Source organism: Streptomyces sp. CA-111067 (genome assembly GCF_050956065.1).
Classification (GTDB): domain Bacteria; phylum Actinomycetota; class Actinomycetes; order Streptomycetales; family Streptomycetaceae; genus Actinacidiphila.
Map to the genome: position 1 here is coordinate 5,469,918 of NZ_CP192103.1, position 11,444 is coordinate 5,481,361.

General features: G+C 72.8%; 10 protein-coding genes. 5 read left to right on the forward strand and 5 right to left on the reverse strand.

The genetic code is table 11. The features are described 5' to 3' along the window. Nucleotides 1–49: 49 nt before the first annotated feature. From ACQPW6_RS23995 to ACQPW6_RS24005, 3 genes are all read right to left on the reverse strand, one after another. Nucleotides 50–1,114: a 2-oxoacid:ferredoxin oxidoreductase subunit beta gene (locus ACQPW6_RS23995; protein WP_433891739.1), complete on the reverse strand. Its 1,065-nt coding sequence runs from the start codon at nucleotides 1,112–1,114 to the stop codon at nucleotides 50–52. After that, nucleotides 1,107–3,095, reverse strand: a complete 1,989-nt coding sequence (locus tag ACQPW6_RS24000) for a 2-oxoacid:acceptor oxidoreductase subunit alpha (RefSeq protein ID WP_433891740.1) — start codon at nucleotides 3,093–3,095, stop codon at nucleotides 1,107–1,109. The genes ACQPW6_RS23995 and ACQPW6_RS24000 overlap by 8 nt, the downstream gene beginning before the upstream one ends. Nucleotides 3,096–3,205: 110 nt before the next feature. Then, a complete protein-coding gene (locus tag ACQPW6_RS24005) occupies nucleotides 3,206–3,865 on the reverse strand; it encodes a response regulator (protein WP_433891741.1) in 660 nt (219 codons plus the stop codon). Between the two features lie 211 nt (nucleotides 3,866–4,076). Here ACQPW6_RS24005 and ACQPW6_RS24010 point away from each other — a divergent pair, with 211 nt between their 5' ends. Beyond that, nucleotides 4,077–5,036 (forward strand): quinone oxidoreductase family protein, encoded by a 960-nt coding sequence (locus ACQPW6_RS24010; RefSeq protein WP_433891742.1) that lies wholly within the window; start codon nucleotides 4,077–4,079, stop codon nucleotides 5,034–5,036. Nucleotides 5,037–5,082: 46 nt separating this feature from the next. Here the strand turns inward: ACQPW6_RS24010 and ACQPW6_RS24015 are convergent, their stop codons facing one another. Together ACQPW6_RS24015 and ACQPW6_RS24020 are read right to left on the reverse strand one after the other, a co-directional pair. Continuing rightward, nucleotides 5,083–6,426 carry a sensor histidine kinase gene (locus tag ACQPW6_RS24015; protein ID WP_433891743.1) on the reverse strand — a complete coding sequence of 448 codons (1,344 nt, stop codon included), beginning with the start codon at nucleotides 6,424–6,426 and terminating at the stop codon, nucleotides 5,083–5,085. 136 nt (nucleotides 6,427–6,562) lie between these two features. Then, on the reverse strand, nucleotides 6,563–7,795 hold the full coding sequence (locus ACQPW6_RS24020) for a sensor histidine kinase (protein ID WP_433891744.1): 1,233 nt from the start codon (nucleotides 7,793–7,795) through the stop codon (nucleotides 6,563–6,565). Nucleotides 7,796–8,019: 224 nt separating this feature from the next. Between ACQPW6_RS24020 and ACQPW6_RS24025 the strand changes: the two genes are divergently transcribed. From ACQPW6_RS24025 to ACQPW6_RS24040, 4 genes are read left to right on the forward strand one after another with little or no spacing between them, the layout of a single operon-like run. Further along, nucleotides 8,020–8,409 (forward strand): NADH-quinone oxidoreductase subunit A, encoded by a 390-nt coding sequence (locus ACQPW6_RS24025; RefSeq protein WP_433891745.1) that lies wholly within the window; start codon nucleotides 8,020–8,022, stop codon nucleotides 8,407–8,409. Continuing rightward, entirely contained in the window at nucleotides 8,400–9,185 is a 786-nt protein-coding gene (locus ACQPW6_RS24030; protein WP_433891746.1) for an NADH-quinone oxidoreductase subunit B, read from the forward strand. The genes ACQPW6_RS24025 and ACQPW6_RS24030 overlap by 10 nt, the downstream gene beginning before the upstream one ends. Beyond that, nucleotides 9,182–10,483 (forward strand): NADH-quinone oxidoreductase subunit C, encoded by a 1,302-nt coding sequence (locus tag ACQPW6_RS24035; protein WP_433891747.1) that lies wholly within the window; start codon nucleotides 9,182–9,184, stop codon nucleotides 10,481–10,483. Before ACQPW6_RS24030 ends, ACQPW6_RS24035 begins: the two co-directional genes overlap by 4 nt. Continuing rightward, a complete protein-coding gene (locus ACQPW6_RS24040) occupies nucleotides 10,480–11,442 on the forward strand; it encodes a complex I subunit 1/NuoH family protein (RefSeq protein ID WP_433891748.1) in 963 nt (320 codons plus the stop codon). The genes ACQPW6_RS24035 and ACQPW6_RS24040 overlap by 4 nt, the downstream gene beginning before the upstream one ends. The last annotated feature ends 2 nt before the right edge of the window (nucleotides 11,443–11,444 follow it).

Sequence of the window (11,444 nt, forward strand, 5' to 3'; positions counted from 1 at the left end):
CCGGGCATCGCGGCGAGCAGAAGCCGGAAGGGCGGCTACCGACCGGGGGTCAGCCGACCACCGTCCAGTTGTCGTTGCCGTGCAGCAGCGCGGACAGGTCGCCCTGGCCCTGCCGCTGCACGGCCTCCTCCAGCTGGTCGGCCATCAGCGTGTCGTACACCGGCCGCTGAACGTCGCGCAGCACGCCGATCGGCGTCTGGTGCAGGGTGTCGGGGTCGGCCAGCCGGGACAGCGCGAAGGCCGTGGTCGGCGAGGCCGCGTGGGCGTCGTGCACCAGCACCGACTCGCTGCCCTCGACCGTCACGTCGATCACCCGGAGGTCACCGGTCGCCGGGTCGCGGATGACGCCCTTGCTGCCGAGGCCGTCCTCGGCCGGGGTGCCGAACCGGATCGGCTCGCCGTGCTCAAGCCGGATCACCGCCTCCAGCGCCTGGTCCTTGTCCTTCAGCACCTCGAAGGCGCCGTCGTTGAAGATGTTGCAGTTCTGGTAGATCTCCACCAGCGCGGTGCCCGGGTGCTGCGCCGCCGCCCGCAGCACGCCCTGGAGGTGCTTGCGGTCGGAGTCCACCGTGCGGGCCACGAAGGACGCCTCGGCGCCGATCGCCAGCGAGACCGGGTTGAAGGGCGCGTCGAGCGAGCCCATCGGGGTGGACTTGGTGATCTTGCCGACCTCGGAGGTGGGGCTGTACTGGCCCTTGGTCAGCCCGTAGATCCGGTTGTTGAACAGCAGGATCTTCAGGTTGACGTTCCGCCGCAGCGCGTGGATCAGGTGGTTGCCGCCGATGGACAGCGCGTCGCCGTCACCGGTGACCACCCACACGCTCAGGTCCCGCCGCGAGGTGGCCAGCCCGGTCGCGATGGCCGGGGCGCGGCCGTGGATGGAGTGCATGCCGTAGGTGTTCATGTAGTACGGGAACCGGGAGGAGCACCCGATGCCCGACACGAACACCACGTTCTCCTTGGCCAGGCCGAGCTCCGGCATGAAGGACTGGACGGCGGCCAGCACCGCGTAGTCACCGCAGCCCGGGCACCAGCGCACCTCCTGGTCGGACTTGAAGTCCTTCATGCTCTGCTTGGCCTCGGCCTTGGGCACAAGTGCCAGCGCCTCAGACATGTGCACTCTCCTCCGGGCCGGTGGCCGCGCCCGTCGTCGCGTCCTCGATCTCGCTCTCCGCCACGATGGCCTGCGCGAGCTGCTCCGCCTTGAACGGCAGTCCGGTGACCTGCGTGTACGACCGGGCGTCCACCAGGTACCTGGCCCGCAGCAGGTGCGCGAGCTGGCCGAGGTTCATCTCGGGGACGATCACCCGGTCGTACGCGGCGAGCACCTCACCGAGATTGGCGGGAAACGGGTTCAGGTGCCGCAGGTGCGCCTGGGCGACGCTGCCGCCCTCGCGCCGCACCCGCCGCACGGCCGCGGTGATCGGCCCGTAGGTCGAACCCCAGCCGAGCACCAGCGTCCTGGCCTCGCCGCCCGGGTCGTCCACGACGACGTCGGGCACCGTGATGCCGTCGATCTTGGCCTGCCGAGTGCGGACCATGAAGTCGTGGTTGGCCGGGTCGTAGCTGATGTTGCCGGTGCCGTCCTGCTTCTCGATGCCGCCGATGCGGTGTTCGAGGCCGGCCGTGCCGGGCACCGCCCAGGGGCGGGCCAGCGTCTCCGGGTCGCGCTGGTACGGGTGGAAGGACTCGGTGCCGTCATCGGCCGTGTGGTTCGGGCCGGTGGCGAACTCCACCCGCAGGTCGGGCAGTTCGGCCGGCTCCGGGATCCGCCACGGCTCCGAGCCGTTGGCCAGGTAGCCGTCGGAGAGCAGCAGCACCGGGGTCCGGTAGGTGAGCGCGATCCGGGCCGCCTCCAGCGCCGCGTCGAAGCAGTCGCCGGGCGTGGACGGCGCCACCACCGGCACCGGGGCCTCGCCGTTGCGCCCGTACATCGCCTGGAGGAGGTCGGACTGCTCGGTCTTGGTGGGCAGCCCGGTGGACGGGCCGCCGCGCTGGATGTCGATCACCAGCAGCGGCAGCTCCAGGCTGACGGCCAGGCCGATGGTCTCCGACTTCAGCGCCACACCGGGCCCCGAGGTCGTGGTGAGCGCCAGCGACCCGCCGAAGGCCGCGCCGAGCGCGGCGCCGATCGCACCGATCTCGTCCTCGGCCTGGAAGGTCCGCACGCCGAAGTTCTTGTGCCGGCTCAGCTCGTGCAGGATGTCCGAGGCCGGGGTGATCGGGTACGAGCCGAGGAACAGCGGCAGCCCGGACCGGTTGCCGGCCGCGATCAGGCCGTACGACAGCGCCAGGTTGCCCGAGATGTTGCGGTAGGTGCCGGCCGGGAAGGCGCCGGCCGCGGGGGCCACCTCGTAGCTGACCGCGAAGTCCTCGGTGGTCTCGCCGAAGTTCCAGCCCGCCCGGTAGGCGATGATGTTGGCCTCGGCGATCTCCGGCTTCTTCGCGAACTTCTTGCGCAGGAACGCCTCGGTGCTGTCGGTCGGCCGGTGGTACATCCAGGACAGCAGGCCGAGCGCGAACATGTTCTTCGCCCGCTCCGCGTCCTTGCGGGCGAGACCGCTCTCCTTGAGCGCCTCGATGGTCATCGAGGTCAGCGGCACCGGATGCACCGCGTACGCCTCGAGGGAGCCGTCTTCGAGCGGATTGGCCGGATAGCCCACCTTGGCCATCGCCCGCTTGGTGAACTCGTCGGTGTTGACGATGATCTCCGCGCCGCGCGGCAGGTCGCCGATGTTCGCCTTCAGCGCCGCCGGGTTCATCGCCACCAGCACGTTCGGCGAGTCGCCGGGGGTGAGGATGTCGTGGTCGGCGAAGTGCAGCTGGAACGAGGAGACGCCCGGCAGGGTGCCTGCGGGCGCCCTGATCTCGGCCGGGAAGTTCGGCAGCGTGGAGAGATCGTTGCCGAAGGACGCGGTCTCGGAGGTGAAGCGGTCACCGGTGAGCTGCATGCCGTCGCCGGAGTCGCCGGCGAACCGGATGATCACCCGGTCCAGCCGTTTGGTCTCCTTGCCCGGTGCGCGCTGAACGCCGAGGACATCTCCGATGACGGCTTGATGTCCCGCGGTGATGGGGTTGCTGACCTGACTGGTCACTGAAACGGACCTCCCTCGACGCGGCGGCTCAGGGCTCATCGTACGTCGGTAAGGGTCGCCTTCCCGGTTAGTCCCGCATGGTGGAAGGCGAGTTCCCGCCGCGCAGGGTGTTACGAGTTCAGGTAGGTCAGTACCGCCAGCACCCGACGGTGATCTCCGTCACTCGGCGCCAGGCCCAGCTTCAGGAAGATGTTGCTGACGTGCTTCTCGACGGCTCCGTCGCTCACCACGAGCTGCTTGGCCACCGCGGAGTTCGTCCGGCCCTCCGCCATCAGGCCGAGCACCTCGCGCTCCCTGGGGGTCAGCCCGGCCAGCACGTCCTGCTTGCGGCTGCGGCCCAGCAGCTGGGCGACCACCTCCGGGTCCAGCGCGGTGCCGCCCTCGGCGACCCGCACCACCGCGTCCACGAACTCGCGGACCTCGGCCACCCGGTCCTTGAGCAGATAGCCCACCCCGCGGCTGCTGCCGGCCAGCAGCTCGGTGGCGTACTGCTCCTCCACGTACTGCGACAGCACCAGCACCCCGACGCTCGGGTGGTCCCGGCGCAGCTGCACCGCGGCCCGCACGCCCTCGTCGGTGTGGGTGGGGGGCATCCGGACGTCGGCCACCACCACGTCGGGCAGCGCGCCCTCGGCGGCCAGCTCCCCGACCACCTTGATCAGCGCCACGGCGTCGCCGACCCCGGCGACCACGTCATGGCCCCGGTCGGTCAGCAGCCGGGTCAGGCCCTCCCGGAGCAGTACCGAATCCTCGGCGATGACCACCCGCACGCTTCCTCCACCGTTTTCCCGCGTCCCGCAACCCGCATGACCGTCGTCGGCTGTCGTCGGCTGCCGTTGACTGTCACAGCATCCCAGCATCGGGAGGGTAATGGGGAATACGGTTCTGCTGGGCAAGGTTGCGCCCTTGCTCCGGGCACGGGGCCGGGACGTGTGGAGCGGTTCCCGCCGAACCGGCGGGGACGAGGGGATAGGAGAGCGTGTGCGCGCGGTCGGATTCGACGTCATCGGCGGTCCTGAAGTCCTGCGGCCGGTGGAGCTGCCGGTACCCGAGCCGGGGCCCGGCGAGGTGCTGATCCGGGTCGCGTACGCGGGCGTCAACTACGGCGAGGTGCAGCACCGGCTCGGCGACTTCGGCCCACCCGACGGCGTCACCGTGCCCGGCCTCGAGGCGTCGGGCGAGATCACCGCGCTCGGCACCGGCGTCACCGGGCTGTCCGTCGGCGACCCGGTCGCCGCCTACCTGCCCGACGGCGGCGGCTACGCCGAATACGCCGTCGCCCGCGCCGAGTTCGCGTTCCCGCTCGACGGGATCTCGCTGCGGGACGGCGGCGGCGCCGGGCTGGTGCTGACCACCGCGTACGGGGTGCTCGCCGGGGCGGGGCGGCTCGCGGCCGGCGACACCGTGCTCATTCACGCGGCGGCGGGCGGGGTCGGGTCGGTGGCCGCGCAGATCGCCCGCGCACTCGGTGCGGCGGCGGTCTACGGCACGGTGGGGTCGGCGGAGAAGGCCGCGTACGCCAAGCGGTTCGGCTACGACGCGATCCACTCCCGGGAGAACTTCACCGAGCGGCTGCGCGACCTCGACGTCATCCTCGACCCGGTCGGCGGCGCCACCCGGCTGACCGGCCTGCCCCTGCTGGCCCCGTTCGGCCGCCTGGTCGTCTACGGCGAGGCCGCCCGGCACCCCGACCTGACGCTCCCGGTGCTCCCGTTCTGGAAGAGCAACCGCACGCTCAGCGGCTACCACATCGCCGACCTCGCCCGCCGCGCCCCCCGCACGCTGCGCGCCCACGCCCTGGCCGCTCTTTCGCTACTCGCTTCAGGTGCGATCCGGCTCGACGTGACAGCGGAGCGCCCCCTGAGCGGCGCGCGCGAGCTCCACGAGGCCCTTGAGGCGGGCCGCAGCCGGGGCAAATCGCTCCTGGCGATCGGAGAGTGAGGCTTTTTTTCGGCCGCGCCGCTGCAGGGCGCATGCTGGCCGGGGGTCAGGCCCGCCAGGGCAGTTCGGCGGTGATGCGGGTGGGGCCGCCGGGCGGGGAGTCGACGGCCAGGACGCCGTCCACGGAGTCGAGGCGTTCGGCCAGGCCGGCCAGGCCGGACCCACCCGCGCCGGAGGCGCCACCGCGTCCGTTGTCGGTCACGTGGACCATCAGCCGATCGTCCGCGCGCCACACATCCACAGCCCCGCGCGAAGCGCCACTGTGCTTGCTGATGTTCTGCAAAAGCTCCGACACCGTGAAGTAGGCGATCCCCTCGATCGCCGGCACCGGCCGCGCCGGCAGTTCCACCGTCACCGCCACCGGCACCGTGCACCTCGCGGCCACCGCGGACAGCGCCGGCCCGAGCCCCCGGTCGGTGAGGATCGCCGGGTGGATCCCCCTCGCCAGATCCCGCAACTCCTGAAGCGCCACCTTCACCTCGCCGTGCGCCTCCTCCACCATCTGCGCGCCGACCGCCGGGTCGTCGAGCAGCTTCTCCTTCGCCATGCCCAGGTCCATCGCCAGCGCCACCAGCCGCGCCTGCGCGCCGTCGTGCAGGTCGCGTTCGATCCGCCGCAGGTCGGCCGCCGCGGTGTCCACCACGACCCCGCGGTCGGACTCGAGCTCGGTGACCCGGTCGTCCAGCCGGGACGGCCCGAGCAGCCCGGCGACGAGCATCCGGTCCACGTGCGCCATCGCCCTGATCACCCACGGCGTGACGAGCACGAAGATCAGCCCGGTCGCCACGCACAGCGTGAGGTCGAGCGGGGTGTGCAGCCACCAGCCGTGCCGGCCGTCCGCGTCGCCGTAGATCTGGATGCCGTTGCGGTTGGTGAAGGTGGGGAACACCCACTGCCACAGCGGGTAGGTCAGGAAGCCCCAGCCGTAGACCATGAAGGTCAGCGACACGCAGAAGGAGAAGACCGCCCACGGGAAGTGCACCAGGCAGTAGACCGCGTGCCGCCAGTTGACGCCGCTGCCGAGCTGGCCGCCGAGCCACGGGAAGGCCCCGCGGCCCCTGGTGCGCACCGGCCCCGGCTCGTCGATCTCCATCCACAGCAGGGAACGCGCCCTGGCCCGTTCCACCCGCCCGATCGCCCGGCAGCCGCCGAGCGCGAGCACCAGCACCGGCAGGCCGATGAACGTGATCAGCAGGCCGGCGCCCAGCGTCAGCATGGTGACGGCCCACACGAAGCCGATGATCCCCATCGGCAGGTTCAGCAGCTGGTGGCCGAACTCGCGCCAGGTCCTGGCCTCGAACGGCGCTCGCAACGGCGCGGGCAGCCGGTGCGCGCGCCCCTCGGGCCGTTGCCCCTGCGCGGGCCCCTCGGGGGGGAAGCCGTAAGCCATGGTCGGGACCGTCCTTTCTGCACTGCTCGTCATACCTACAGCCTGGTCGGGCGGCGGCCCCGAACCCATGGTGCGGATCGGCGTCTTGGAGGTGGGGATACCCCTACCAACCGGGTCCGGACCAGGATGGCCGCCGCTACCGGCCGCCGCGCCCCGCGCCGCCCGGCGTCTTGCGGAACTCCCGGTCCCGCCAGGGCAGTTCGGCGGTGACCGAGGTCGGCCCGCCGGGCGGCGAGCTGACCACGAACAGCCCGTCCACCGACCCCAGCCGCTCGGCGAGCCCCGCGAGCCCGGAGCCGGACGACACGTCGGCGCCGCCCTCGCCGTCGTCCCGCACCTGGATCATCAGCCGGTTCTCGGTGCGCCACAGGTCCACCGAGGCGTTGCGGGCCCGGCTGTGCTTGCTGACGTTCTGCAGCAGCTCGGAGACCGTGAAGTACGCGATCCCCTCGATCGCCTCGGCCGGCCGGGCCCGCAGGTCGACGGTCACCGCGACCGGCACCGTGCAGCGGGACGCGATCGACGACAGCGCCGCGTCCAGGCCGCGGTCGGTGAGGATCGCCGGGTGGATGCCGCGGGCCAGGTCGCGCAGCTCCTGGAGGGCGACCTTCACCTCGCCGTGCGCCTCGCCGACCATCTTCGCCGCCGCCTCCGGGTCCTCCAGCAGCTTCTCCTTCGCCAGGCCGAGACCCATCGCCAGCGCCACCAGCCGCGCCTGGGCCCCGTCGTGCAGGTCGCGCTCGATCCGCCGCAGGTCGGCGGCGGCGGTGTCCACCACCACCCCGCGGTCCGACTCCAGCTCGGCGATCCGCGCCTCCAGCTCGTACGACGGCTGGAGCAGCCCGCGCACCATCGCCCCGTCCAACCGGGTCATCGCGCGGACCGCGAACGGCAGCACCGGCCAGGCCACGAACAGGCCGGCGAGCGTCACGGTGAAGGTGAAGATGCCCCACGGCAGCCTGACCGTCAGATACAGCGCGTGCCGCCAGGACACCGGGTCCTTCAGCGCGGCCCACAGCCAGGGCAGGAAGTCCCCGCTGCCGCGGTGCAGCGGGCGCGGCTCGTCCACGTCCACGCCGATCAGGTCCCTGGCCCGGCTGCGTTCCAGCCGGCCCAGCGCCCGGCAGCCGGCCAGGCCCGCGGCGAGCAGCGGCAGCCCGATCACCGTGACGGACAGCCCGGCGCCGAGGGTCAGGGCGGTGACGGCGTAGACGAAGCCGATGATCGCCATCGGGAGGTTCAGCAGAAGGTACCCGATCTCCTTCCACGTGACCCTGTCGTACCCGAACCGCGGCGGGGGCAGCGGGGCGGGCGGGGGCGCGGTGCGGCCGGTGAAGCCGGAGGTGGGCGGCGGTGGCGACGTGTTCATGCCCCCAGCCTGCCGGGATGACCGGGGTATGCGCCATGGGGTGGGTGGGACGCGCAGTGGTGGGGTTATCCCCAGCTCGGCCGGCGAGCGTCACCAGGGGCTGGTAACGGTGAAGCCAGGGCCTAGACTCCTCCTCGGTATAGATCGTCTAAAGATCCATCCGGAACGGATTCCTCCGCGGGGACCCGCTCCCGCCGGATCGCTGGACACCACCGGTCAAACGAATGGGCGAGGGGCGGACGGACGTGGACTACTTCCACGGGTACTCGGTCGTCGGCCTGGTCGTGGTCGTCGGTGTGCTCTTCGTGACCGTCGCTTTCGCCGCCGGCCGCCTGCTGCGGCCGGTCGTGCCGACGCGGGAGAAGATGCTCACCTACGAGTGCGGGGTCGACCCGGTAGGCGAGGGCTGGGCGCACACCCAGATCCGGTACTACGTGTACTCCTTCCTCTACGTGATCTTCGCGGTGGACGCGATCTTCCTGTTCCCGTGGGCCACGGTCTTCGCCGCGCCCGGCTTCGGCGGCGCCACGCTGGTGGAGATGTTCGTCTTCCTCGGCTTCCTGGCCGTCGGGCTGCTCTACGCCTGGAAGAAGGGCGTACTGGAATGGACGTGACGCACGGCGGCCACGAGCCGGCGATCGGCGCGGCGGCCGAGGCCGCCCCGGTGCTGCTGCCGGAGCCGCGCAGGCTCGGGCCGCTGGCCCGGCTGGCGCCGCAGCCGATGAAGGTGGTGCTCAACTGGGGCCGCCGCTACAGCCTGTGGGTCTTCAACTTCGGCCTGGCCTGCTGCGCGATCGAGTTCATCGCCGCGTCGATGTCCCGGCACGACTTCATCAGGCTCGGCGTGATCCCGTTCGCGCCCGGGCCCCGGCAGGCGGACCTGATGGTCGTCTCCGGCACCGTCACCGACAAGATGGCGCCGGCGGTGAAGCGGCTGTACGAGCAGATGCCCGAGCCGAAGTACGTGATCTCGTTCGGCGCCTGCTCCAACTGCGGCGGCCCCTACTGGGACTCGTACTCCGTCACCAAGGGCGTCGACCAGATCATCCCGGTCGACGTGTACGTGCCCGGCTGCCCGCCGCGGCCCGAGGCGCTGCTCCAGGGCATCCTGAAGCTCCAGGAGAAGATCGCGCGGGAGTCGCTGGCGGAGCGGTACGGGGACGCCTCCGGCGCGGGTGCCGGTTCGCGTCCGGGTACCGGCCGCCGGGCGCGGGCGTCCGCGCGCGCTCTGACCAGCGGCCTGGCGCAGCCGCCCGCCGGGGGTGCGGCCGGCACCGCGGGCGGGTCGCTGCCTGGCGGCGGGGCCGGGGCGGCTGGTGGGCCGGTGGTTGCGCCGGGCGATGGCGGGTCGGGTTCCGGCAGTGCCGCGCCGGAGGCGGGGGAGCGGTGACCGGGTTCGACCTGCTGCCCGAGCGGGCGGCGGAGGTGTTCGGCGACGGCGCGGTCGGCGAGGAGGCGTACGGCCTGCTCACCGTCGACGTGCCCGCGGCCGGCTGGCTCGCGGCCCTCGGCACCGCCCGCGACACGCTCGGCTGCACCTTCTTCGACTGGCTGAGCGCGGTGGACGAGCCCGGCACCGGCTTCCGGGTCTGCGCGCACGTCGTGGCTGTCGGCGCGCCCGGCGCCGCGCCCGCGCGGCTGCTGATCCGCACCACCGTCCCGCACGACACGCCCGAACTGCCCACCGCGACCGGCGTCTACGCGGGCGCGGGCTGGCACGAGCGGGAGACCCACGAGATGTTCGGCGTCGCCTTCACCGGCCACCCGCACCTGGCGCCACTGCTGCTGCCCGAGGAGTTCGAGGGCCACCCGCTGCGCAAGGACTTCGTCCTGGCGGCCCGGGTCGCCAAGGCGTGGCCGGGCGCGAAGGAGCCCGGCGAGTCGCACGACGGCGGCCCGAAGCGCCGCCAGATGCAGCCCCCCGGCGTCCCCGACCCCAACGAGTGGGGCCCCCTGAAGGGCCAACTCCCCCCGGCCCCCGCCCGTACCCCCCGCCCGGCGCGTGCCGCAGGCGCCGCCGCCCGCCCGCCGCGCCGCACCCGCACGGCGTCCGAGGGTTCGACGACCCAGCAGCCACCGTCGCCGGCCGCTCAGCCGCCCGCCACGGATCAGCCCGCGCCACCGCCGTCACCCGGGCGCACCCCGGACGCGCCGTGGCAGCAGCAGACGGAGAAGCCGGCAGAGAAGCAGACGGAGAAGCCGGCTGCGCCGGAGGGCACGGTGCCGCCGGTTGGCGAGGCCGAACGGTCTGCGCCCGAACCGCCCGCCGCAGGTGGCGAGGCCGGGGCCGATGCGCCGGAGGGCACGGTGCCGCCGGTCGGCGAGGCCGAACGGTCTGCGCCCGAAGCGCCCGCCGGAGGCGGCGAGGCCCCGGCCGATGCGGCCGATGGCACGGTGCCGCCGGTTGGCGAGGCCAAACGGCCTGCGCCCGAAGCGCCCGCCGGAGGCGGCGAGGCCCGGGCCGATGCGGCGGAGGGCACGGTGCCGCCGGTTGGCGAGGCCGAACGGCCTGCGCCCGAACCGCCCGCCGCAGGTGGTGAGGCCCCGGCCGATGCGGCGGAGACCCCGCCGCGGAAGCGCACCCCGCAGCCTCCCGCCGAAGGCGGCGAGCCGCCCGCAGGGTCGGCCGGTCCCTCCGCCGGAGGCGGCGAGCCGGGGCCGGAGCCCGACAGGGGGGACGGGGCGTGAACGACGTGTTGGACGTGGTGCTGCGGCTGGTTGCCGTGCTCGTCGCGTTCCTCGTGCTGCCGCTCGTCGTCGGGCAGGCCGAGCACAAGGTCATGGCGCACATGCAGGGGCGGCTCGGGCCGATGTACGCCGGCGGGTTCCACGGCTGGGCGCAGCTCGTCGCCGACGGCGTGAAGTTCGCCCAGAAGGAGGACATCGTCCCGGCCGAGGCCGACCGCAAGGTCTTCCAGCTCGCGCCGGCCGTCGCCCTCCTCCCCTACCTCGTCGTCCTGATCGCGATCCCGGTCGGCCCGCACGGCTTCGTCGGGCAGGCCCTGGACGCCGGGCTGGTCTTCGTCCTCGCCGTGATGGGCGTCGGCGTCCTCGGCTCGCTCATGGCGGGCTGGGCGTCGGCCAACAAGTACTCGCTGCTCGGGGGCCTGCGCACCGCCGCCCAGCTGATGGCGTACGAGCTGCCGCTGCTGCTCACCGCCGCCTCGGTGGCGATGGCGGCCGGCACCGTCTCACTGCCCGGCATCGTCTCGGCGTACCACTGGTGGTGGACGCCCTGGCAGCTCGTCGGCGCCGTCGTCTTCTTCACCGCCGGCCTCGCCGAGCTCCAACGCCCCCCGTTCGACATGCCCGTCGCCGACTCCGAGATCATCTTCGGCGCGTACACCGAGTACACCGGCCTGCGCTTCGCGCTGTTCCTGCTCGCCGAGTACGCCGGCATCGTCGTGCTGTGCGCGCTGACCGCCGTGCTGTTCCTCGGCGGCTGGCACGGCCCGTGGGCCGGCAGCGTCGGCTGGCTGTGGACGCTGGTCAAGACCGGCCTGCTCGCCTTCGTGGTGATCTGGCTGCGGGTCAGCTACCCGCGACTGCGCGAGGACCAGCTGCAGAAACTCGCCTGGACCGTGCTCATCCCGCTCTCCCTCGCCCAGATCGCCCTGACCGGCGTCGTCAAGGTGGTGATCTCCTAAGC